The sequence below is a fragment of the Bartonella sp. SD1336NMGDW genome (genome assembly GCF_042193565.1).
Taxonomy (GTDB): domain Bacteria; phylum Pseudomonadota; class Alphaproteobacteria; order Rhizobiales; family Rhizobiaceae; genus Bartonella; species Bartonella grahamii.
On record NZ_JBHILW010000011.1, the window covers coordinates 1 to 26,096 of the forward strand.

General features: G+C 38.7%; 9 protein-coding genes, 1 tRNA gene and 1 pseudogene. 6 read left to right on the top strand and 5 right to left on the bottom strand.

Annotated elements, in window-relative coordinates:
- Positions 1 to 261 (top strand): annotated as a pseudogene (locus ACFIKH_RS06830) (late control protein); the annotation flags it as partial.
- A 542-nt stretch (positions 262 to 803) separates the two neighbouring features.
- Here the strand turns inward: ACFIKH_RS06830 and ACFIKH_RS06835 are convergent.
- The 5 genes from ACFIKH_RS06835 to ACFIKH_RS06855 form a co-directional block, all read right to left on the bottom strand.
- Positions 804 to 877 (bottom strand) — tRNA-Gln (locus ACFIKH_RS06835).
- A 63-nt stretch (positions 878 to 940) separates the two neighbouring features.
- Positions 941 to 1,699, bottom strand: a complete 759-nt coding sequence (locus ACFIKH_RS06840) for an ABC transporter ATP-binding protein (protein ID WP_375627313.1) — start codon at positions 1,697 to 1,699, stop codon at positions 941 to 943.
- Positions 1,696 to 2,646, bottom strand: coding sequence for an iron chelate uptake ABC transporter family permease subunit (locus ACFIKH_RS06845; protein ID WP_375627314.1), 951 nt, complete (start codon positions 2,644 to 2,646; stop codon positions 1,696 to 1,698). Before ACFIKH_RS06845 ends, ACFIKH_RS06840 begins: the two co-directional genes overlap by 4 nt.
- A complete protein-coding gene (locus ACFIKH_RS06850; RefSeq protein WP_273788235.1) occupies positions 2,639 to 3,595 on the bottom strand; it encodes an iron chelate uptake ABC transporter family permease subunit in 957 nt (318 codons plus the stop codon). Before ACFIKH_RS06850 ends, ACFIKH_RS06845 begins: the two co-directional genes overlap by 8 nt.
- A gap of 102 nt (positions 3,596 to 3,697) precedes the next feature.
- Entirely contained in the window at positions 3,698 to 4,648 is a 951-nt protein-coding gene (locus tag ACFIKH_RS06855; protein ID WP_375671276.1) for a siderophore ABC transporter substrate-binding protein, read from the bottom strand.
- Positions 4,649 to 4,846: 198 nt separating this feature from the next.
- Here ACFIKH_RS06855 and ACFIKH_RS06860 point away from each other — a divergent pair, with 198 nt between their 5' ends.
- From ACFIKH_RS06860 to ACFIKH_RS06880, 5 genes are all read left to right on the top strand, one after another.
- Positions 4,847 to 11,626 carry an autotransporter outer membrane beta-barrel domain-containing protein gene (locus tag ACFIKH_RS06860; protein ID WP_375671278.1) on the top strand — a complete coding sequence of 2,260 codons (6,780 nt, stop codon included), beginning with the start codon at positions 4,847 to 4,849 and terminating at the stop codon, positions 11,624 to 11,626.
- A 675-nt stretch (positions 11,627 to 12,301) separates the two neighbouring features.
- The gene (locus ACFIKH_RS06865; RefSeq protein ID WP_375671280.1) at positions 12,302 to 15,412 is read left to right on the top strand and encodes an autotransporter outer membrane beta-barrel domain-containing protein; all 3,111 of its coding nucleotides are present in this window, start codon (positions 12,302 to 12,304) and stop codon (positions 15,410 to 15,412) included.
- 1,177 nt (positions 15,413 to 16,589) lie between these two features.
- Positions 16,590 to 19,487, top strand: coding sequence for an autotransporter outer membrane beta-barrel domain-containing protein (locus tag ACFIKH_RS06870; protein WP_375671282.1), 2,898 nt, complete (start codon positions 16,590 to 16,592; stop codon positions 19,485 to 19,487).
- Between the two features lie 163 nt (positions 19,488 to 19,650).
- Positions 19,651 to 23,853 carry an autotransporter outer membrane beta-barrel domain-containing protein gene (locus ACFIKH_RS06875; RefSeq protein WP_375671284.1) on the top strand — a complete coding sequence of 1,401 codons (4,203 nt, stop codon included), beginning with the start codon at positions 19,651 to 19,653 and terminating at the stop codon, positions 23,851 to 23,853.
- Positions 23,854 to 24,000: 147 nt separating this feature from the next.
- A partial coding sequence (locus ACFIKH_RS06880) for an autotransporter outer membrane beta-barrel domain-containing protein (protein WP_375671295.1) occupies positions 24,001 to 26,096 on the top strand: 2,096 nt, incomplete at its 3' end.

Here is a 26,096-nt window from a genome sequence, read left to right on the forward strand (position 1 = left end):
GAAGCACGAGCTGCTGCTGCTTCCGAGTCGGACAGGTTGTGTCGTGCTGTGGGCAGTGGTTCTTTGACCCTTGAGGGGCGACCAGAAATCATGGCGGATCAACCTCTTTTATTGCAAGGGTTTCGTGGGCAAATCAATGGGCCATGGAAAGCTTCCACTGTCACCCACTGCTATGAAAAACAAAGCGGATACACCACAGAAATCACCTTTGAGGCACCAAACAAGGGAAAAGAGGCAGGAGAAAAGAAAACCTCTGAGTGACAAAAAATCAAAGGGTCAACTTGACCCTTTGATCGGTGTTGAAGAGTATTGAGACCAAAATCAAAAGTTCGCACTTTGGTGTGGAGGTAAGGAATAGGTGCAACTTGCACCAATTGCTAAAACGAGAAATAGGATCAAGTTGATCCAATTGCATGAGTACAGCAATAGGGTAATGTTTACCCAATTCCTCAAAGGAGTAATGGTGCAAACGTTGCACAATTGCAGACTGAAGAGCAATTTGGTCAAGTTGACCGAATTCCTTAAACGCTTCTCTTTTTAATAATGTTCTGAATAATGTGCTTAGGATACAGAAAAATTATCAGTCAATTTGATTGATCATCTCAAATTGTGATTTTGAGCAGAAAAGAAAAAGAGGCTTTAAATGATCTTTGAAAGGTCTTTGAAGATCCTTTGAGAACCACTTTAAAACTCTTTGAAAAAAAATAAATTGGTACAAAACCTAGTGGCAAAATATACAAAACCCGCTGGCAAGCTACACTGGCAAGCTACAAAAGCTACAACAAGCTACATACATACAACACTGGCTGGGGAACTTGGATTCGAACCAAGATTGACGGAGTCAGAGTCCGCTGTTCTACCATTAAACTATTCCCCAATAAGCCAATTTTATCATCTCTAGCAGATTCTACAGTGTAGGCAAGCGCAAAAAATCTTTAGATTATCGATAATAAAGGGCGATAGGAATGTCATTGATTGTTTTAATTTGAATATCAACATCATAAATGTCTTTAAGGATTTCTGGTTGCATAATTTCTTTGGGAGTTCCACAATAGGCTGCTTTTCCATTTTTTAGTGCAACAATCATATCTGAATAAGATGAGGCGAAATTAATATCGTGCATGACAATAAGGATGGTTTTTTTCAGTTCATCAGCTGTGCGGCGTAACTGCTTCATCATAGAAACGGCATGTTTCATATCCAGATTGTTTAATGGTTCATCTAAGAGAAGATAATCAGTATCTTGGCAGATAACCATGGCTATAAAAGCGCGTTGACGCTGACCGCCAGAAAGCTCATCTAAAAAATGATCTTTTAAATCTTGTAAGCCGAGATAGCGTAGCGAACTGTCGATAAATTGTTTATCTTCATGTGTATACCAGCCTTTTGAATAAGGATAGCGTCCGAAACTTACTAAATCGTACACGGTTAAACGGAAGGATAAAGGATTATCTTGACGCAGAATTGAGAGTTTTTGAGCCAAAATATCGTGGGGCATTGTATCAATATCAAAGCCGTCGATATGAATTGTACCATTATGGTGTGGCAAAAGACGTCTTATCAGCATTAAAAGAGTTGATTTTCCCGAACCATTGGGCCCAATGAGAGAAATAATCCCCCCTTTGGGAAGATGAAGGCATAAATTATCGATAATCAATCGTGCTCCGTAAGCCTTGGAAAGATGATTGATCTCAATCATTTTAGTTTTCCCTTCATCAGTAATATTAAGAAAACAATACCCCCACAAAATTCAATGATAAAACTTAAACGTCCTGCCATGTGAAAAATTTGTTCTAAAATAAATTGTCCTCCCACCAAACAAATAATCGCTAATAATATTGCAATCGGCACAACAACACTGTGTTTTGCTTGAGGAGAAAGTTCATAGGAAAGGTTGGCAACCAACAGTCCAAAAAAGGTGACTGGGCCTACTAATGCGGTAGAAATGGAAACGAGAATGGAAACAAAAATAAGGACAGCTGTCGCACTTTTGTGGTAGTTAACGCCAAGATTAAGAGCATTATCACGTCCCAAAGCCAAAATATCAAGAAGATGACGGGAATGCCATCCAATCAGACTCACAATGAAGACAATGATTGTGGCAAAGCTTATGAGTGATGTATTAAATTTATTAAAATTTGCAAACATAATATCCGTTAAATTCATCATTTGGTCTGGATTTAGTTGCAATTGCATAAACATCCGTAAACTGAAAAAGAAGCCGCCTAAAACAACACCAATTAAAAGCGTCAAATGAAGTCCTTTTAGGCTTCCTGAAAAGAGCCAGCGAAAAAGGCTTATTGAAAAAAGAATAAGAATGAGGGCTTCGAGAATGAGTTGTCCTTCTTCATTTAAAAAGGGCAAAGAAAGAGAGCCTACAAAATATATCAGAACAGTCTTTATTAAAATATAAAGCTGATCAAATCCCATAATTGAAGGGGTAAGAAGACGGTTATTAACGATTGTTTGAAATAAAACCGTAGAAACGCTTATTGCATAGGCAATAAGAAGCAGAGAGGAAAGTTTTGTAAGACGAAATGTCCATGTATAAACATTGATATTCCACGTCATGTAAAGACTAATGACAGTACATGCTATGATGATAAGTGTTGTTAGTACACATATTGTTTTTCTTCTTCTATCCAAGACGCTTTCTCCAGCGTAAAAGCAGTATCATAAAAATAAAACTACCGATTACACCCATCATAGTGCTTATGGGAATTTCAAGAGAGGGATGAATTATTCGTCCTACAAGATCACAAATCAAGACCAATCCTGCACCGCTGATGGCCACCCAAGGAGCAGTACGGCGCATATTATCGCCCATGAAATTTGACACAAGGTTGGGCACAATGAGTCCAACAAAAGGAATACGGCCAATGGTACAGACAACAACAGCAGTGATTGAGGCGACAATAAAAAGACCAAAAAACATGACAACACGATAATTCAATCCAAGGTTATTGGTTAAATCTTCTCCCAAACTTGCAACCGTAAAGCGATCAGCAGTACAATAGGCCAGAATACAAAGGGGAAGGGATAGCCATAAGAGCTCATATTTTCCTTCAAGAACCATTGAAAAACTGCCAAATAAGTAAGCTTGAAGAGAGGGAAGTAACATTTCATAATCTGCAATGGCATTGGTTAAAGAGCCAATGATATAGCTTAGCATAATCCCTGTAAGGGGTACAATGAGAGCAGATTTTAGAGGAATGCGGCGCAATAAAAACATAAAAAGTAAAGTGCCTGTCATGGCAAAAAGTGTCGCAACGACCATTTTTCCTAAAACAGAAATATCGGGCAGAAAAATCATAATAAAAAGAATACCAAGGGAAGCAGATTCAACAGTTCCAGCGGTTGATGGTTCGACAAAGCGATTGCGTGTCAATAGTTGCATAATCATACCTGAAAGTGCAAGTGATGCACCTACTAAAAGGATTGCAATGGTACGAGGAAGACGGGTTTGCCAAAAAATAAGCCACGCATGGGGATCGGCTGCGAAAAGGTCAGAAGGTGTGACATCAGAATAACCAACAAAAATGCTGAGGATAGACAGGAGAATGAGAAGTGTTATGGTTATCCAGTAATTCTTCACGTTAAATCATTTTCTAACAAAATTAAAAAAAGCAAAGACTGCTTAATAAACAATCTCTGCTTTTAAATTTTATTTATATAGCAAGCAAGCTCTTTTGTACGCTTATTTGCTCTTTGTAAAGGCTTCATTGATCTGCTTAGCGGTTTCAAAGAGTCCCGTTAAACCACCACTTGCACGATACCAGCTCCAAGAGTCCAAATAAATAACTTGGTTTTGTTTGCTTGCTGTTGTGCGGTGAACAAGCTCATTGTTAAGCAATTGTGCTGCGGATTGCCCTTCCCGTCCAATTGCGGCATCGCGATCAATCACCAACAACCAATCAGGATTTGTCTCAAGAATAAATTCAGGAGAAATGAGCTGTCCATGTTTTTGTACAGTGAGTTTATCGGTTGCAGGGGCAATTCCGAAAGCGGAATGCAAAATATCAAAACGTGACTTTGGTCCTAAGGCACTGATTTTTCCACCAGAAGTCATGAGTACAAGACCTTGGCCTTTTCCTTTAGTATTTTTACGAACTTCAGCTAAAGTTTCATTGAGTTTTGCAATTTCTTCTGCAGCTTCTTTTTCTTTGCCAAAAATTTTGCCAAGAATAGACACATTCCGTTCAATATCTGCAAGAGAGTTTTCATTTCCTACAGTTAGATCAATTGTTGGAGCGATTTTGGATAAATCATTATATTTTGCTTGAGTTCTGGAGGAAATAATAATCAAATCAGGTTGAAGGGTGGCAATTTTTTCATAATCGGGTTCAAAAAGGGTACCAATTTTTTCATATTTTGCATCATCAAATTGTTGCAGATAGGATGGTTTTTTACCTTCAGGAATACCGATAACCGCTTTGATACCAAGGCGATTCATATTATCAAGAGAGGCAATATCAAACACAACAACCTTTTGCGGAGAAGCGGGAACAGAAGTCGTGCCTGAAACATGATTAATCGTTATATTTGTTTGAGTACTCGTATTTGCAATACTCGTATGAGTCCATAAAGCTGTTGCAAAGCTGATTGCAACCAGTAAAACAGAAGTCATCCGTTTCATATATTTTATCATCGTGATTTTATCCTTTTATCTAATATTACAAGGGTTTGCGCACTTAAAAACTTAACTTTGGTATTTTTATGCACAAAATGAAGAGTAAATAAATAACACTATGTTGTAAAGTTGACTAACATATGTTACAAATTGTTCACTTACCTCATTTTCACTTAATTCTAGTGTTTTTGCAACATTATTTAGAAAGTTTGACATATGATCAATGTATTTAAAAAGCGTACAAGTCTGTACGCACTGACAGCGAGTGCTCTTTTCCTTTTACAAGGTGTTGATGCTTCGATAGCGAGTGGTGCTGGTCCTGGTCCTGGTCCTGGTGCTGGTGGTGCTGGTGCTGTTCCTGGTGCTGGTGCTGGTGCTGGTGCTGTTCCTGGTGCTGCTGGTGCTGGTGGTGCTGGTGGCCTTGGTGCTGGTGGCCTTGGTGCTGGTGGCCTTGGTGCTGGCGGTGTCCAGGGTGGCGCCAATGCATGTAATGTAGCGAGTTATAAAGATTTTAATGCTCCTTTATTACCTGTTGTTTGTAATGATAGAACAGAACACTCAATGAAGTATAGTACGGTTATAGTGAAAAAGGAGGGCGGTAATGCTTTAACAGTGGGAAGTGTTGATGTTGTTGGAGGATCAGCGGAAACTGCTAAACCGACAATTGTTAAATTGTACTCTTCATCTCTTTGGAACCGACCTACTGCAAATGCTAATCAGGATGCTCAGGGTGCAGTGCCGCAATATGGGAGCGCTGTATTTGTATTACAAGATGGAGTGATTGAATTGAAAGACTCATGGGTTCGTGATTTTGACACTGGGCTTTTTGCTTTCAATGGTGGAAAGATCGTTATGAAAAAAGGGAAAGTCTTGAATGCAATTATGGGTGCTGAGGCTATAAATGAATCACTTATTATGTTGCGTGATACAGAGATGAATGTGTCGGGACAACAGTGGGTTTTAAGTAGTGAAGATGAAGAAGATGAAGATGAAGATGAAGAAGAAGAAGATCTTCTAGGTGATGAGGTAACTGCTTTCCGTGTCTCCAAGGGATCAGTAATAGACATGAAATCGGGGAAGGTTGCTGTGCCGATAGGTGCAACTGTAGTTTCGGCAGAAAAGGGAGGAATCATTCAACTAGATAATGTTAGTGTTATAATCAATGGAAGCAACCCTAACGATGCAACACAGCTAGTGAGTAGCCTTTCATTTGTAGAAGGAGGTTTTATTTCCTTTAAAAATGAAAACATTAATCATTCAAATGTTATTGGTGTATGGGCCTTTGGCCATGATGATGAAAATTCTAACAATAATAGAGGAAATGATGCTACAAGCGTGAAGCATATTGGGATAGATGAAGCCAGTACCGAGTTTCTTGCTTCTTCGGACTATGTTAACTATCTTATACCCCAAATTTTAGGAGAAAAGACAAGGGCAGAAATCGATAAAAACAGAATCGCTGAAGAAAGAATCGATGAACCGAACTTTAAGATTAGGGCTTCTATAAAATCTTCAACTATAAACTTGAGAGGCGAAAGGTCTATTGGCGTATATTTTGATAATCAACCCGATGATCCAGAACAGAGTCAAAATCCAGAACAGAGTCGAAAAAGTAACCAATTACAAAATAAGGAATCTTTAGTTCTTTTGCAAGACACTACTCTTAAGGTTCCAGATGGTACAGCCATTTCAGGTCATTATGTGAGAGGCTCTGTCCTTATAGATAGCGGATCAAATGTTTCTGGTGATTCATTCTTAAAAACTAGATCTACTTCTGAAGTGTCTGTTTTTGTTAATGATTCTATAGTTAGAGGTGAAGCTAATGTTGAAGTAGGTTCTCAGGGTAAGCTTTTTTTGTTCAATGGATCGAAATGGCATTTAACGAAAAGTAGATTTGCAAAGAACGCTAACAGTTGTAAGGATTCATGTATTTCATCTGTAAGACTTGACAATTCTACTATTTCGTTTTTGCCTTTTAGAAATGGTGCTGATCAACAAGCTGATCAACAAGCTGATAGTTATCAAATGCTTCGTATAGGAAATGGGAAAGGCGCAGTTTACACCGCTTCTGGGAATTCTCATATTTATTTCCGTGCATCTGTGCCGGCTGATGCATCAGGGGATTCTCAGCTATCTGATAGGCTTTTAATTCATGGTGATGTCTCTGGTCAAACTAAGGTGCATGTGCATTCAATTAGACGGAATGGTGATGCTCAACAAGTTCAGGATGCTCAAGGTTATAAACCTCAGAGTATTTCAATTATTCAGGTTTATGGGGAGGCGAGGAAAGATTCTTTTACGCTGAATGATGCGTATGTTACGATAGGCGGTTCACCTTATCAGTATATCCTTCGTGCTTACGGTCCAGTGACACCTCCGAAGATGAAGTATTTCGATAATAAATTGGCAAACAGTAAACAGATTTGGGATTACCGGTTAGAAGGTAAAATAGAAGCTGCAGATGGTACTAAGGTAGAACCTCCTTTGGCATCAGAAATAGTCTTAGCGGAATATAATATATGGCCTGCTCCTCGTTTATTTAATATAGTTCCTGATCTTGAGTATCTTGATAGTGTTGAGGTTAGCGAAAAAAAGCAAGGCGATGCCGCTGCTGGTATAAGAGAGGTTGCTCCTGCACTTCCCTCTAGTCCTGACTTACCTGCAGGCTCCCCTAGTTCTGACTTACCTGCAGGCCCCTCTAGTCCTGACTTAAAAGTAGATGCTGTAGAGAGATCTGATACAGGTGATGTAAATCAAGCAGGGGATGAAGATAACTCTTCTAGAGCATCAGGTTCTTCATCTACTCCTCTACAGACCGTGACAACTGGGGAGACTGTTAATGGAAATGAAAGTAGAAGGAACCCGAATCCTTATATGCCGGAGGGAACTTTCAGTTATGGTGAAGAACTGGTAACAAGTGATGGAGATACGGGTATTTATCTTCTTTCTGGTGGTGAATATTCTCGTCAGAATGCAGAGGAAGTAGAGTATAATATAATAGGTTACGATGGTTATGATATAATAGATTACGATGATTTTGATACAGATTATGGTGGTTATACTATAGTGGGTGTAAATTCTCTAGGTCCAGATAGACCTTCTCCATTACCGGAAGCAGAAGATGGATTAATGGGGACAACAGATGAATATGGACTTACTCAGACTGTTGAGCCTTCTGTTACTCTTGGTGTATCTGAGAGATCTGAATCTGTAGACCCTGCTGTACCTAATACACTTTTGATATCTGATACAGGTCAAGAAGATCTTACAAATGGTGGATATGACGGTGTAGTGAGTGAAGTATCTGAGGTTGTAACGTCTCTTCCTTCTCCTACTACGTCTTCTGTTATTTCTACTGGGTCTGGGGAGGACGCATCTACTGATCTTGTAAGATCTGATATAGGTGATGTAAGTCATGAAGAAGCTGGAAATGAGCCTTCTACAATATCAAACCCTTCATCTACTGTTCTACATACCTTGGCAACTGAGGAAACTGTTGGTGAAAGTAATAGGGGGACGGATTCTTATATTCTAGGGGAAACTTCCAGTTATGATGAAGGACTGGTAACAAGTGATGAAGATCGTACAGACGGTGAATCTGACGGTGTAGAGAGTGAAGCATCTGAAACTGTAGCGTCTCTTCCTGCTCCTACTAAATCTCCTGTTACTTCTACTGTATCTGAAAGAGATGCATCTCCTGATCAGGGGGAGGCTAGAACATCTGAAGTAGTATCGACTCCTTCTCCTACTAAATCTCCTGTTACTTCTACTGTATCTGAGGGGGGCGCATCTACTGATCCGAGGAGGGCTGGAACATCTGAAGTAGTATCGACTCCTTCTCCTACTAAATCTCCTGTTACTTCTACTGTATCTGGGGGGGACGCATCTACTAATCTTGTAAGATCTGAGACATCTGGGCATGACGTATATTCTGTTTTGTCCAATTCATCTCCTTCATCTGTAAATTCGGTAACTTTAATATCTTCAGGAGCTAATTCACTTGGGAGATCTGATACAGGTAGGATTTCTGTGATATCGACAGATGGGATTTCTGTATCATCTGGGCACACTATATCGAATAGGCTTCCATCTATAAAATCAGCAGCTTCCATAAAGCCTTCTACTTCTGAGACTACCGTAAAACCTGTTGCGCTTTCTAAGGAATCTGTTGGGCGTATTCTTGTGCCTAGTCATTCTGCTAATGGGAATGTTTCTTCTAAGGAAGCAATTGCTTCTACATGTGATGATGTAAATAATGGTGAGAAGAAATCACGGACTACTTATTTGTGTAGTGATGGTAAATCGCGGACAATAAAAAACTTTACATTGAAGGCAAGTGATAAAGCTCAGCATCCTATACATGTAAAAAATCAGGATACGGTTATTAAGTTAGAGGGAGCTATCATTAGTGGTGCGGATTTTTCTGATAGTGAAAATAATGTTGATTTTACTACATCAAAGCGCGTGAGTACTGTGCTTGCAGAAGACAATGGAGAAGTTGTTTTGGATAAGAAATCAAAAATCCAGTCTTCTGTGATTGGGCTTGAAGCACAAAGTGGCGGAAAGGTTAAGATGACTGATGGAACAGTCGATGCGCTTTATGTAGGCGCTTTGGCGGGTTCTGGATCATCTGTTAATTTAAAGGATACAAAAATTAACGTGACGGGGGATTTGGCTGCGGCTGGTTTGGTAAGTCTAGCTGGTAAGGTGTCTATGGACTCTGGGGCTATTACTCTGACAAAAGGAGTGGCTGTGAGGTCAGAAGCTGGGGGAAGCGTTGAGTTAGACAAAGTTGATATTACTGCGAAAAAAGGACAGGGTAAGTTAGATTCCGCAGATAACTTTGGGCGTGCAGCTTTTCTGTTGAGTGATAATGCTTCTGTTGATTTTAAGAATGGGAATGTTGTGACTGATGCTCATGCTTTGTGGATTATGAAGTCTGATGATAATGTGGTTGAGACCGGCTCTTCTAGGAGAAGGAGATCTTCTGAGGTTCGTCCTACTACGAATCATGCAAATATCGAGTCTTCTATTGTTAGAGTGGAAGGTGATGGAACCTATGGTATATATTTTGATGGGGGAATACAGAAAGAAGCGAGTCAACAAAATCGGAGTGAGGATTTAGCAACTGAGAAAGCAATTGTTGTTAAGCGGAGTACTGTATCCAAACAGGAGAAAACACCTATAAGCATAACAGGGACAGTTTCGTTGAAAAAAACTGATTTTGAAGTTGCAAGTGGTATAGCGATCTATGGTAATAATTCTGGTGGTCATGTTTCATTAGAAAATAAAACAACTCTTGTTGGTGACTTGTTGTTGAAGGCTGACAATGATTCCAATATATCGGTTTTGGTTGATAGTTCTATTGTTAAAGGCGATGTGCGCGTTGATAAAAGTTCTTATGCAAAATTAGATTTAATTAATCAATCAGAGTGGATTCTAAAAAGAAGTGCACAGAGGAATTTGGGTACTCCAGATTTAGGATGTGTGGATTCATGCATTTCTTCTGTAAGTCTTGTAAATAGTACTATTGATTTTGCATCTTCGGAATCTGAAGGAAAATATCAGACTCTCCATATTGGAAATGGGAAAGGAATAGTTTATGCGGCACAGGGTAATGCTGCAATTCATCTCAATGCACGTTTAAATCCTCGTGATCCGAGTAATCAGCAAGTCACTGATCGGCTTGTCATTCATGGTGATGTTTCTGGAAAAACGAAAATACATGTACGGGGTGATGCGGCCAATGTAGGAGATGCTAGAGCGAATGGAAAAATTGCTCACAGTGTTTCAGTTATTCAGGTCTATGGTCAAGCGAAGAAGGACTCTTTCCAACTCGATGGCAATTATGTTGCACTGAGAAACTCACCTTATAAATATACTCTTCGTGCTTATGGTCCAGAAGCGACTTCGAAACAGGAGCATGTGCAACAGAAGTTTGTTAAGGATGGTGGGGAGTTTTGGAACTTCCGTCTAGAAAATCAGTATGTTAAGTCTGTTGGATCTGCTGTCCTTCCTGAACAATTTGTAAGGTCTGTTGTTCCACAGGTTCCAACTTATCTTGTCTTGCCTAATAGCGTATTCCACGCTGGTTTGATGGATATTAGCAATCAAAATAAGCAGTTGGAGACGTTACGGATGACTTCTACAGGAATGGTAGAGGTTCGTGAAAATCCCGCTTTATACTTGCGCGGCTATGGTGGAAGTTACCGTTATGCTTCAGATCTTTCCGCACTTGAATATGGTTACGGAGGTGATCTTGACTATCATGGTGTAGAGGCAGGTGTTCTGCTGCAAACTATTGAAAATGCTGACAGTGCTATATCCTTTGGCGTTATGGGAACTTATGGAAAACTTTCTCTGCAGCCTTTGAATGTTGAGCAAAGCCAGAAGAGTGCATTTGATAAATGGACTGCTACGGTATATGGTAGCATGCAGCATAATGCTGGCTTCTATGTCGACGGTCTTTTATCCTATGGTCTGTTCAAAGGTGATGTTCTCACTCTTGCACGGGGTAAAACAGCAACATTAAAAGGTAATCCTTTGAGTGTTTCTTTAGCTGGTGGTCAGACAATTGCGACAGGATATAAGGGTTTTGTCTTTGATCCGCAGGTTCAGGTTGTGTATCAACATCTCCAGTTTAATAAAGCTCGTGATATTGACAATTTTGATATTGAAATGGGTAACCTTAATCAGTGGGTAGCACGTGTTGGTGGACGCTTAACCAAGATTCCTACAGGTTCTGAAGGCGTGAATGCTATTGCTTTCTATGGTAAGCTTTATCTTGCTCATGGTTTTGAAGGAAAACAGTCTGTGCATTTCAAGGATGCTTTCAAGTTAGGAGCTTTTGGTTCTTCATTAGAGGCTGGATTAGGCGTTAATGCCAAATTGTTGCCACAGTTCTCTCTACATGCTGACATTCTCTATCAACATAAACTTAATAAGGCTGGTTTTTCTGGAACAAGTTTTTCCGGAGGAGTGCGTTATCAGTTTTAATATAAGGTACAGTATGTACCTTTTAAAAAAGGCAGCACATTGTGCTGCCTTTTTTCTTTGTAACAACTTGTGTTGCTCTTAAAAGCTTTTCATCTTCTTGATTGAGCAAAAAAAGACATAGTTTGTTTTATGCATGAGAGCACTTTTCTACGCTAAAGCGAATTCTCTTAAAATTTATGCTGTTTTGGTGCGATAGAATGCCTCGCGTTTATCGGCTTTTTAAGCGTTCAGCAGTCCAGTATGCGTTAGGTTATCCTTTTTGGTACTGTATTGATATTATCTAATATAATATTTGATGTTTTCTAAAACTCGTTTTTGAGAGTTTATTTTCCACTGATTTAACTCATTGTTTTATTTATCTCCTTGTGGATTAATTTTTTAAGGTCACAAGGTTTAGTTGTTTTTTTAATTAATTGCACGCACTGATTTTATTTTTTCTTTACACGAAATACAGAATGCATTATACACCTATAAAGTGTGATTATTAATTATTCTCTTATAGGTGGTTTTGGCGTAGAGCTTCTGCCAAATGTATTGGGATAATTCATTGCACAGTTCAGATGAGCATGATGCATGTTCTTTTTGTTACACTTTTCGTGTTTTGAGGTGTGCAATGGGATGTTTTGCAGGTGCTTTTATTTTTAATGAGAGGGGAAGGAAAGTTTCGAGGGAACTATGATTAAAGTTTTTAGAAATCATGTATGTTTATGTGCTTGTACAACAGCTATCCTCTCTTTGCTTCAAAATGGAAGAGAAGTGTATGCGGCTGCAGAGGGGAAGGATAGTAAACCTTATGTTATAAAGGTTATCCCAGTTGTCTCTGCTAATTCTTCTCCTCATCTTAGCGGGAGTAATAAGCATAAGCTTCCTCTTAGTGGAGAAAGTGGGGGGAGGAATTATTATCCTCCTAATATGATTCATGTTGGCGACAACGATGAGGGTATTCGTGGGGGGAGCGATTATCGTGAGCTGAGTGGAAAGGTTGGATGGAATGGGCATACGGGTAATGTAGATAACTCTGTTAAAGATGCAGACTCTGATGGAAGAGGAGTGAATCCTGGGTTTTATTACTATAATGGGTTGTATTATATATGCGATAATTGCGGGGAGTCTAAAGGGGAGTCTAAAATTGATAATAAATCTTATAGGATTACGAATAAGAACGTTTCCAATTATCCTGATGAACCTACTGCTATAGCGGTAAAAGGAATAGGCACAAGGGTTAGTGGGGAGGATGTGACGGTTAGTAGTCAAGTTGCTGATAAAACTTTTCTAATGGGGGTACATGTATTAGAGAACGGTAAGATTGTTTTGAAAGATCCGATTATCAAAAATACAGTTATAGCCCTTCGTGCGAGTAATGGCGTGATTCAGGTAAAAAATGGCAAGATTAAGGAAAGTAATGAGGGTGTTGACGCAACAGAGAATTCGTTTGTTCTTTTAGAAGATACAGAAATTAAGACCGCTAATGGGAACGCAAGCCTTTTAAGTTATGATCATTCAGAAGTTTGGATGTCAGGTGGATCAGTTGATTTTATGAACAGCCATGGGATTTCTTCGATGTTAGGTGGGGAGGTAAATCTCGAGAATGTTAAAATTACTGGGAAGGGTGACAAAGGTAAGGATCGTGCGGTTGTGCATACGGATTTAGGGGGGGCTGTTAATTTAGAGGGTACTACTATTCGTGCTATGGATGTCCATGGCATATTATTAGAAAATACAGTCGATTCTATTCCTCTGCAGGAAGTTAAAGATTTATCAAATGAAGATTCTGGTTCAAAGATTCCTGTGACTGAAGTTAATATGAAATCCTCTTCTGTTACTGTAAAGGGTAAGGGATCTTATGGTATCTATTTGCGGGGAGAGAAGCCATGGAGTGAAGGTGGGGATAAAAAAGAAGAAATTTCATCAGAGGAAGAAAAAGCTTTACCACGATTAGAAGTTGTTAATTTGGATAAAACAGAGTTTTCTGTTTTAGACGATGCGGCTCTTTATGGTAGAAACATTATTTCTGGTGCGGTGGGGTTGGTGCACAGCACTCTTCGTTCAGGGAATTTTTTATTAAAAGCTGAGGAAGGTGCTTCTATAACAGTTTTGGCTGATGCTTCTACTCTTGAAGGTCGCACACATGTTGATAAAAATTCTAATGCCGAACTTTATTTGGGAGGCCGTTCTAAATGGATTTTACAACAACCGTTGCAAAAAGATCAAAATGAGGCTGCACATAATTCTTCTATTTCACTCGTTAGTCTTATGGGTGAGAGCTCTATTAATTTTAAAAGAGATGAATCTTCTTCTGCTGATGATTATCAAACTCTTCGTATTGGAAAGGGAAGGGGTGAAGTTTATAAAGCACAGGGCGGTGCCTCTATTTCCCTTAATACATACTTGAATAGTGGTGGTGCTCTTGATCATCAAAAGACTGATCGTGTTTTAATTCATGGTGATGTTTCGGGAAAAACAAAGCTCCAGGTGCGTGGAGTTTCAGGAAGTCCAGGAGGATATACGGGAAGGGGAGGAAATGATCAAGGTATTTCAATCATTCAGGTTTCTGGACAAGCAGAGCAAGATTCTTTTCAGTTGGAAGGTGGTTATGTAGCATTAGATAAATTACCTTATCAGTATAAGCTTTATAGTTATGGTCCAGGGTCTCATTTGGGAAAAGCAAGCATGGATCAAAGATTAGTTGAAGGGAACGGAGAATTTTGGGATTTTCGCCTTGAAAGTAGATCTATAGATTCTGATGTTAAACCTAAACCGGATCCCGATCCAATTCCAGGACCAGAACCAGCTCCGGAGCCTCATCCTAAGCCGGGAGTTAGGGTTGTTGTTCCGCAGGTTCCGACTTATCTCCTTTTGCCTAATGCCTTACGTCATATTGGTTTGATGAATGTGAACAATCAAAATAAGAGATTAGAAGCTTTACGAATTTCCTCTGGGGGCTTATTAGAAAGTCGTGAAAATCCTCTCTTTTTTGTGAGCGGTTATGGCGGCAATCATCGTTATACTTCAAATCTTTCTGCGCTTGAATATGGTTATGGCGGCGAGCTTGATTATAATGCCATAGAGGCAGGCGTTTTGCTGAAAGCAATCGAAAATATGTATGGTTCCACTTCTTTTGGAATTATCGGGGCCTACGAGAGATTTTCTTTGCAACCTTTGAATGTTGAGCAGAGTCAAAAAAGTACATTTGATAAATGGTCAGTTACAGCATACGGTGGTATGCAGCATGATGCAGGTTTTTACATTGATGGTCTTGTGTCTTACGGTTTGTTTAAAGGTGATGTTCTAACAACTGCACGTGGCAAGACGGCAACATTAAAGGGAAATCCTTTAAGTGCTTCATTGACTGCTGGTAAAACGTTTATGGTGGGGGAGAACGGTTTTGTTTTTGATCCGCAAGTTCAAGTTGTTTATCAATATCTTCAATTTAATAAAGTGCCTGATGTGGATGGCTTTGATATTGATTTAGGAAAACTTCATCAGTGGATAGGGCGTGTTGGAGGGCGTTTAACAAAGAGGCTGGTCGCAACTGATAAGGCTCAAGTTGTTTCTTTCTATGGCAAGCTTCATCTTGCTCACGGTTTTGAAGGAAAACAATTTGTGCATTTTAAAGATGCTTTTCAGCTAGGCTCTTTTGGTTCTTCGTTAGAAACTGGATTAGGTTTTAATGCCCAATTGTCTCAAAAATTTGCGCTTTACGGCGATTTGGTTTATCAGCACAAGCTAACGAAAGCTGGTTTTTCTGGAACTAGTTTCTCTGGTGGTTTGCGTTATCATTTCTAGTTTTGTTGCTGTTTCTGATTAATCTTTGAAAAAGCCACAAGTATGACTTGTGGCTTTTTCTCATTCTCTATTCATTTTGTGTTATAGCCTTTTTACGAGAGTGTAACTTCGCATATCTTTGATATGCTTTTGGGTTGGACTTCTTTCATTTTTTTGAAAAGTTTGAAGAGTTTGTACGTTATCGTTTCAAAACGTGTATTTCAGAGTGATAATTATATTATTTATTATATGCCGATTGATAAAGATATTTTTTAATTCAGGATGCGGAAATATTTTCAATGCTTTTATGATGAACCCATAAAAAGCATTTCTTTGCATATTATATGTCAGATTGGCAAGGGGATAATCGTCTAAGAAAGGAGTCAATATAATTTTGAAAATTACCTTAAGAGGAGAGGATTTACAATATTAGAAATTGGCAAAGGAAAAGAAGATACTCAAGCGCAATGAGGGCTATATCCGATGAACTTTATATTATATCCGCTGTCGTTGTGAAATGGGGATGGCAAAAATGAGAGATATCTGAGAAAACTGATGAATGAGAAACATAATGACATATTGTTTTTGGAAAATGTGTTTTCTTAAAAGGAATGCGTTAAATACCAGGATGAAGTCATGTATAATCTTTACTTTTTAAAGATCCGGCTCTGAATGCGTTTAAATGTTATCAAGTTACATTAAAAGGAGGTAGTAAAAATAGGAACTGATTTTTACACGTTCCTACTCTTTATTAGGCTGTCTTGCCACGAAGTTTGCCTAAAAAGGCATAGGTAAACTCTTGTTTTTCAATTTTGGTATATGTTTTGTCTGCTTACAAATACATATTGTTTCAATATAATATCTCTATCGTAAGGATGTTGATTATACCCGTTCTGGTGGGATTAGACAGCAGTTAAAGCAGGCGTTTTTAATGCATGTCAACCGATTAAGGCTATTTTGGAATAACAACTTTAAAGGTGATTTTTCTGTCGTTCTTCAGTTATATTTTTGCAATTTTTTTGTAAAAGCGACAGATTTAGATTGTATTTTTGAGTAATTTTTTAATTCCATATTTACATAAAACACAAAAAATATTAATAGACTTCCTATCTTTAAACCAAAACGTATTAAATTTTCTGGTTGAACCTCTTGATACGTTATGTATTGCTCTATAATGGGGCGTAATTATGGTGTAATTATGGTAAATCTATTTAAAAATCGTTTCTCCTTATGTACTTTTACAACAGCATGTCTCTTTTTTGCACACAATGTTGATGTTTTTGCACACAATGCTGAATCTCAAGTTTCCTCTGAAAAAAAGCAGTCTTCATGTGATCAGAATATAGCATTTTATCAATGTGATGATGGTGGAGAGCATGAAATTAATAATAAAGTTTATTCACGAACGGGTAAAAATATTAATAGTGTTTATGGAGCCATAGAGGCGTCTAAGAAAGGTACAACTATTCGTGGCAAAAATATAACTGTTAAGGGTATTTCGGATGAAAAGAATAATTCGGAAAAGAATTTTTGGACATATGGAGTAAAGGCATCAGAACAGGCAGGAGTCTTTCTGAGCGATTCTACGTTGAGTGGCGTTTTAGTGGGGGTGGAAGCTCAAGGTGGTTTCCTCACACTATCTGGTGGATCGATTGATGCAATCAAAACGGGGGCTTTTGCAGAAGGAAAATCTCGAAGTAGAATTAATTTAACGAATACAAAAATTAGGCTAGGAAGTGTTGGGGTTAAAGCAGGAGAAAAAGGATACCTTATTTTAGAGGGTGTCTCTATTACCGGCAAGGGGAGTACTGGCAAGGATGATCAAGGGCTGGATGCAGGTCGTCAGGCAGCTTTTCACATATCTGAAGATGGTTATGTTGATTTTATGAAAGGGTCTGTTGATGTTACTGATGCTCATGGGCTTTTATTGCAGGGAGATAAAGCTCCTCAGATTGATATTGGAGATTCCAATATTACAGTGAAAGGTAATGCATTTTATGGTATGCATTTTGAAGGTAAAGCAGCATCAGATGGTTCGTTAGAGAAAGAATTATCGCGCGTTGATTTGAAAAAGACGCGTTTTGTAGTCCCAGATAGCATAGCTCTTTACAGCAGTAAATCTGGAAAGTCTTATATATCTTTAAAGGAAACAAAGCTTTTTGGAGATTTGTTGCTGAAGGTTAATAGTAACTCTTCTATAAAGGTTGTTGCTGATGCTTCTGCACTTGTCGGTCAAACTCAGGTTGATAATAGTTCTAAAGTTGAGCTTGACTTGAAAAATAATTCACAGTGGGTTTTATTGCAACCAAGACATAAAAAATTAGAAGATCCTAATTATAGAAGTGTTTCGTTTATTTCATCGGTAGATCTTTCTAATAGTTCTATTATTTTTAAAAAACCAAAGTCCAGTACTGATCATGCATATCAAACGCTTTATATTGGAAAAGGAAAAGGTCATGTTTATAAGGGGTTGAGTGGTGCTTGGATTCATTTGAATGCATGTTTAAATCCTAGTGATACAAGTGGTAAGCAAGTAACGGATCGGCTCCTCATTCATGGTGATGTTTGGGGAAAAACTATAGTCCATATACAAGGGGTTGCAGGAGGTTTAAAAGGAAAAAATGAAAAAGCGCATAGTGTTTCAATTATTCAAGTTTATGGAGATGCATCGTATGACTCTTTTCAACTGAATGGGCAGTATGTTGCATTGGATGGCGCGCCTTATAAATATGTTCTTCGTTCTTATGGACCAAAAGCTACTGGAGGGGAGGAGCATGTTAAACAGAGGTTTGCTTTGAATGGAGGAGCATTTTGGAATTTTCGTTTAGAAAATGAATATGTTCAGACACCTGCTGTTTCTAGAAGCACTCCTATGGTTTCTAAACGTACACCTCCTACACGTACTTCTTTTGAGGATATTGTTCCAGAATCTTCTGATGATGTTGTTCCAGCGCCTTCTGCGGATGTTGTTCAAACCTCTTCTGATGATGTTGTTCCAGCATCTTCTGCGGATGTTGTTCAAACCTCTTCTGATGATGTTGTTCCAGCGCCTTCTGCGGATGTTGTTCCAGTGTCTTCTGCGGATAGTCTTTCTAAGATTGAAAATGTTTTTCCGTCTCGACGAGGTGTAAGATCTGTTGTTCCTCAGGTACCAACTTATCTGCTTTTGCCAAATAGTTTATTCCATGCTGGTTTAATGGATATCAGCAATCAAAATAAGCAGTTGGAGAGAGTACGGACTCATCCTAGTGGAATGTTGGAAATTCGTGAAAATCCTGCTTCATTTTTGCGTGGCTATGGTGGGAGTTATCGTTATGTTTCAGATTTATCTGCGCTTGAATATGGTTATGGAGGGGATCTAGGGTACTATGCGCTAGAGACAGGTGTTTTGCTACAAAAAATTGAAAATGTTGACAGTGCTATATCCTTTGGGGTTATGGGGTCTTATGGAAAGCTCTCTCTACAGCCTCGAGATGTTGCACAAAGCCAAAAAAGTACATTTGATAAATGGACTGCTACAGTCTATGGCAGTATGCAGCATGATGCAGGATTCTATGTTGATGGTCTTTTATCCTATGGTCTGTTTAAGGGAGATGTTCTGACAACTGCTCGGGGTAAGACTGCAACATTGAAGGGTAACCCTTTAAGTGTTTCCTTAATGGGTGGTCAGAAAATTGCCACAGGATATGAAGGTGTTGTTTTTGATCCACAGGTTCAGGTTGTTTATCAACATCTTCAATTTAATGAGGTTCGTGATATTGATAATTTTAATATTGAGATGGATAAACTTGATCAATTGATGGTGCGTATGGGGGGGCGTTTAATAAAGACTCTTACTGCACCTGAAAAAGATCGTGATGTTTCTTTCTATGGAAAGATTCATTTTGCCCATGATTTTGGCAAAGAAAGAGCTGTGCGCTTTAAAGATTCTTTCCAGTTAGGGGCTTTTGGTTCTTCTCTAGAAGCTGGATTGGGTGTTAATGCTCAATTGTCTTCAAAGTTTGCTTTGCATGGAGATGTGACTTATCAGCACAAGCTTACCAAGGCTGGTTTTTCTGGAGTAAGTTTTTCTGGGGGTCTTCGCTACCATTTTTAGATAACCATAAATTATAAGATAAGTTTTACACAATTATAGAATTTTGTATGAAGTATAAAACGAATATTTAAGTTTTATACTTCTCATTTTTCGAATGTTTAACTTAGCGTTATTGCAGGTGTTATCTTCTTTTATATAAGGGGGGAGAGGTTGTAATAGAGTTATGGCTAATATATTTAAAAGTTATAAGTTTTTATATACTCTTACAACAGCTGCTGTTTCTTTTTTTCCAATCGTGGTTGTTAGTGCGAATTCTAACGCTTCTAGAGTTTCGTGTGATTCAGAGGCTCAGTTTTATACATGCAGTGATGGTAAGAAGCACGTAATCAAAAATAAAACCTATGATTTTCTAAACGCTTCTAAAGGTAAATCGGTTTCTGCTATATATGTAGGAAAGCAAGGCACAATTGTTAATGCGTCTCGTATAACTGTTACGGGTAGTAATCCAGATGAAATATCTCAATATGGTGCATTCGTACAAGATAGCGGAAAGCTTGTTCTAACGGATTCAAATTTTAAGAATATCCCCGGTCTTCGTGCTCTCAATGGAGTTATTCAAATGAACGACGGGAAGATTGAGGGAACTTCACACGCTATTTATGCATCGGGGAAAAAGACGGATATAGCTTTAGTTCGTGTAAATGTTGAGATTAAGCCAGACAATTTGAATGTAAAGGGTATAGGGATTGTAAGTGGTCTTGATGCATTTGTTAGGATGTCAGGTGGTACCGTTACTTTTAATGAGATTGGCGCATTTTCAACAAAATTTGGGGGGAAGTATCTTCTCGATACCATGATGGTTGAGGGAAAAGGAGAAAAATACACTGCTATAGTTGATAATGAAAGTGTTGATAAATTACCAGAAGCTTTTGACATATCTCAAGGGGGAGCTGTTCATTTGAGGGATAGTTCTATTCTGCTTACTGATATGCATGGCTTCTTGATTACAAATTTTTTAGGTTATGCCTATAAAAATGGCAAGCTAATTCAGAGTTATGATTCATCAGATGAATTTAAGAAAACAAATATTAATATTGAGAGATCAAATATTTCTGTGCATGGGATGGGGGTACATGGTCTGTACTTTGATACATTAGATTCAGATCGATGGGCTGATATGTTGAATATAGATGATAAAAAACGTTCAGAAACAGAAAAAATTGTTCTGGGAACTGCATCGGTTTATTTGTCAAAGACGTCTCTTACAGTTCCAGATGGTATTGCTATTTATGCTACGGGGACTGAAGGTTTGGGAGCTGAAGCTACTCTTGAATTATCGGAAGGAACCAGAATCTCTGGTGATTTGTTATTTAAAGCTCAATACGACTCCTTTATAACCGTAAAAGCTAGGGACACTACGCTTACAGGAGATATTCGTGTTGAAGATACATCTACTGTTGATTTAGAGTTAACGCGTGGCTCGACATGGTATCTTACCCAAAGTAAATATTATCTCATCCAAAGTAAAAACGAAGATTCACAAGAAGGTATTTCTATAGATACATCCGTCTCATATATAAGTCTTTCAGACAGTACTATTGTTTTTAATAGTATATCCAATAATTATCAAACACTGCGCATTGGAAAAAAAACGATTATAGATGATATAGATGATATAAGTAAACAAGGTGAGTTGATAGCATTATACGGACTAGTCCATAAGGATGCATATAGTGCACAGGGTAATTCTCGGATTAAGCTCGGTGCATTTTTAAATGACGATGGTTTATTTGATACTCAAAAAGTTGATCGTATTTTGATTTATGGTGATGTCTCGGGGGAGACTACACTTCTCCAAGTGGAAGGTTTTTCCGAAAAATCAAAAAAAGAAGTCCGTGATAAAGGAAGTGAAAGTGTTTCACTTGTTCAAGTTTCTGGGTACGCGTGTGAAGATTCTTTTCAACTTGCCAGTGGGTATGTTACAATAGGTAGTTTTCCTTATCAATACCATCTTCGTGCTTATGGTCCAAATTCTTCTTCTGGAAAAGCAGATCCCAAGAATAGATTAGTTGCAGGCAATGGAGACTTTTGGGATTTTCGCCTTGAAGGTATTTATGTGAGTTCCAAAGTTGATTCTTCTGAAACTAAGACTATTGAACCTGTTCATACGGATCTTACTTCCACTCCATCTACGCTTCCTTTTGTTGAAGTATCTTTACCGTCCTCTCCTCCTGTCGATTCTACATCTGTACCATTGCTTTCTACTGATACAGTTGAAACTTCGCATATAGAATCTATACCTACACCATCTGATTCAGTTACACCTCCTCCTCTGGCTCCTATGCCTGAACCACCTATGCCGTCTGCTCCACCTACGGTTTCTTCAGATGAGTTGTCTTTTTCAACCGAGCTTTCTTCTACGGAGGGTATTTCTACACCTGTTCCAACCGTTTACTCTACACCTCCTTCGTCCGAGTCGCCTGTGCCATCTGCTTCTGTTGACCTTAAGTCTATACCATCTCCTTCTACTTCAGTTGAAACTTTACCTAAACAATCGATGCCTGCATCTCCGTCTGATTTAGCTAGATCTTTTTCTGTAGAACCTGTGTTGGAGCTATCTTCTCCGATTGAAAATTCCTTTACGGATTCTATCTTTACTCCTTCTGCTAATACAGTTGAAACTTCTCATATAGAATCCATATCTGCACCATCTGATTCAGTTACATCTCCTTCTTTGGCTCCCATGCCTGAACCACCTATGCCGTCTGCTCCACCTACGGCTTCTTCAGATGAGTCGTCTTTTTCAACCGAGCTTTCTTCTACGGAGGGTATTTCTACACCTGTTCCAACCGTTTACTCTACACCTCCTTCGTCCGAGTCGCCTGTGCCATCTGCTCCTGTTGACTTTAAGCCTATACCATCTCCTTCTGTTTCAGTTGAAACTTTACCTAAACAATCAATGCCTGCATCGCCGTCTGATTTAGTTAGATCTTTCCCTGTAGAAACTGTGCTGGAGCTATCTTCTCCGGTTACGTCTTCTCCATTTGAGTTGTCTGTGCCATCTACTTCTGTTAGTTCTGAGCCTTCTGCATCTGTGTTATCTAAGTCAGTAGAATCTTCATCTAAAGATTCGGCACCCACTCCTCTATCTCCAGCCGTTATACCTGCCTCTTCTCCGTCTACGCCCTCTGAGTTAGGTGATCCTTCATCTACAGGTTCTGTGCCCACTCCATTACCTACGCCTACAGATCCTTCATCTTCTGCGCCCTCTGCGTCGGTAGATCCTTCAGCTTCTTCCTCTCCAGTTGCAGTTGTTACACCAACACCTACTCCGTTTGAGCTTTCTGATCCAAGTGATCCTATACCTACAGATCCTGTTCCCACTCCGCCTGTTCCAGTTGAACCTACACCAGTTGTGTTTGTTCCTGTTAGGCTTGATATTCAGTCCGAGCCAAGAATTAGAGCGGTTGTTCCACAGTTACCAACTTATCTCCTTTTACCAAATGCTTTATTCCATACCCGCTTGATGGATCTTGTCTCTCAAAATAAAAAATTGAAGGCAATACGAAGCTCTTCTCGAGGTTCTTTGAAGAGTGATGAAAATCCAGCATTTTTTATCCGTGGTTATGGTGGAAGCTATCACTATGCTTCAAATCTTTCTGCTTTTGAATATGGCTATGGAGCCGAACTCGATTATAGTGCACTGGAAGCAGGCGTTTTATTGAAAGAAATTGAGAGTTCAGAGAGTTGCTCATTGTTTGGGGTGATGGGAACTTATGGAAACCTCTCTCTCCATCCTCTAAATGTTGAACAGAGCAAAAAGAGTCCATTTGATAAATGGTCCGTTGCTGCTTATGGAAGTCTGCAACATGATGCGGGTTTTTATATGGATGGGTTGTTATCTTACGGCTTGTTTAGGGGTGATGTTTTCACTCTTGCACGGGGTAAGGTCGCAACATTAAAAGGTAAACAGTCAAGTGCTTCTTTAACCAGTGGTAAAACATTTGCAATAGGGCGTAATGGTTTTGTTTTTGATCCACAGCTTCAGCTTATTTATCAGCATCTTCAGTTTGATGGTGTGCGTGATGTTGATAGTATTGATGTTGATATGGGAAAATTTAATCAATGGACGGCACGTGCTGGTGGGCGTTTAACTAAGTTTCTTGCGCCCTTTGAAGAGGGGCGTGTTATTTCTTTCTATGGTAAGCTTTATCTTATGCGTAGTTTTGGAGATAGACAGTTTGTTTCATTTAAAAATGATTTCCAGTTAGGTGATTTTGGTTCTTCTTTAGAAGCGGGGCTCGGTTTTAATGCCAAATTATCTTCGAAATTTGTACTTCATGGAGATATAAATTATCAGCATGGACTGACAAAAGCAGGGTTTTCTGGAATGAGCTTTTCCGGTAGATTACAATATCTTTTTTAGTTATCCATGAAATATAGAATAATTTATATATAAGTATATAAGTGTTATATTAATAATTAAGTTAAATATTTATCGTATATTTATTTTAATAAGTTTATAATATACATTATGTGATTGTTCTTCGTTAATAAATAGGGGTAAGGAAGAATGGTGATAAATGTATTTTACAAACATGCATTTTTATACAATTTTACAACAGCTATTCTTTATTTTTTTCAGGTTGCTTATGTTAGTGCTGCAGGATCTTCAAGTGATGCAGGAGAGGCATTTTATAAATGCGATGATAGAAAAACACACTTTCTCGCAAATAAAGTTTATTACTTAAAAAATTCTCAGGAGGTTGCGCCTATTGCAGCTATATATGTAGAAAAAGTAGGCACAATTGTTAATGCGTCTCAGATAACAGTTTATGGCGATAATCCAGATAAAATATCTGCCTATGGGGCGTATGTAAGAAATGGTGGAAAACTTAATCTAACATTTGCAGATTTCAAGGACATACCTGCTCTTCGTGCTCAAAATGCAGTTATTAGCATGACAGTAGGGGAAATTAAGGGTGCTTCACATGCTATTTATGCATGGGGGAAAGAAACGGATATTGCTTTAGAGAGTGTGAATATCGATATTGAGCCAGATAATTTGAAGGTAAAAGGGATCGGTATTATGAGTGGTTTTGATGCAATGGTTAGAATGTCAGAAGGTACCGTTAATTTTAATAAGATTGGCTCATTTTCAACTCGGTTTGGGGGGCGCTATATTCTTGATACTATGTGTATTACGGGGCAAGGAAGGAGGGAGGAAGCTAGAACAGATGGTGATGGCGCTATGGGGGTATTGCCGGAAGCTTTTGAGGTTTTTCAAGGAGGTGATGTTTATTTGAAAAAAGGTTTTATTCATCTTAACAATATGCACGCATTCTTGATTAAAAATTTTTCAGGTTATGTAGAAAACAATGGCAAATTAATTCAAAAGTATGTTTCGCCAGATGGCTTTAAGAATACAAGTATTAAGATAGAAAAAAACGATATTTCTGTGAAAGGGGAGGGAGTACATGGTCTGTATTTTAATGTTTTAGCTCCAGAAGAGCTTGCTAAGATGACTAGGCAACGAGATGATGAAAAAGTTTTAGAAACCCAAAAAGTTCTCACGGGGAAGGCATTTGTTTATTTATCACAGACAAATATGACAGTTCCAGATGGTATTGCGATTTATGCGAAGGGAAATAGAGGCTATAGGGCTGAAGGTATTCTTGAATTATCTGATGAAACAAAGATTTCTGGTGATTTGTTGTTAAAAGCTGAAAACAACGCTTCTCTATTGGTGAAAGCGAATTCTTCTTCTCTGACAGGAGGGACGCGTGTTGACGATAAATCAACTATTGATTTAGAGTTAACCCGTTATTCAACATGGTATCTTACTAAAAGTAAATACAATGGTTTACGGGAATCTGTTTCATCTCTTTCTTCTCTAAGTCTTTCCAATAGTACACTGATCTTTTATGATGAAGATATATTGAATGGTTATCAAACGCTACGCATTGGAAAAAGGCCGGATATAGGCGCAGGAGATAGAATTCTCGCATCAAAAGATAAAAAAGTTTACAGTGCTGAGGGAAATGCTCAGATTAAGTTGAGTGCATTTTTGAGTGATGAGGGTTTGTTTGATCCCCAAAAAACCGATCGTATATTGATTTCTGGTGATGTCTCGGGAACGACATTCATTCATGTGCGAAATTTTCCAAAAGCTGCAAATAAAGAAGTCCATGATGGAAGAGATCAAAGCATTTCACTTATTCAAGTTGCTGGAACAGCGCAGGCAGGTTCTTTTCAACTCGCCAATGGTTATGATAGTTATACTACAGTGAAATGTTTTCCTTATCAATATCGTATTCGTGGTTATGGTCCGAATTCGCCCTTTGGAAAAGCGGATGCTAAGCAAAGATTAGTGGAAGGTGAGGGGGATTTTTGGGATTTCCGTCTTGAAGGTATCTACATTTCTTCTAGAATAGGTACTTATAATGGTCCATTTATTAAACCGGCTTCGTTTTCATTATCTCATCCTTTAGATTCTCCGCCTCCCAATCCACTTCCTACGTCATTGACATCTGCCACACCTTCTTCTTCTACATCTTCTGATCCTGTTGATCCTCCACCTTCTCCCCCCGACCCACTTCCTACGTCATTGACATCTGCCACACCTTCTTCTTCTACATCTTCTGATCCTGTTGATCCTCCACCTTCTCC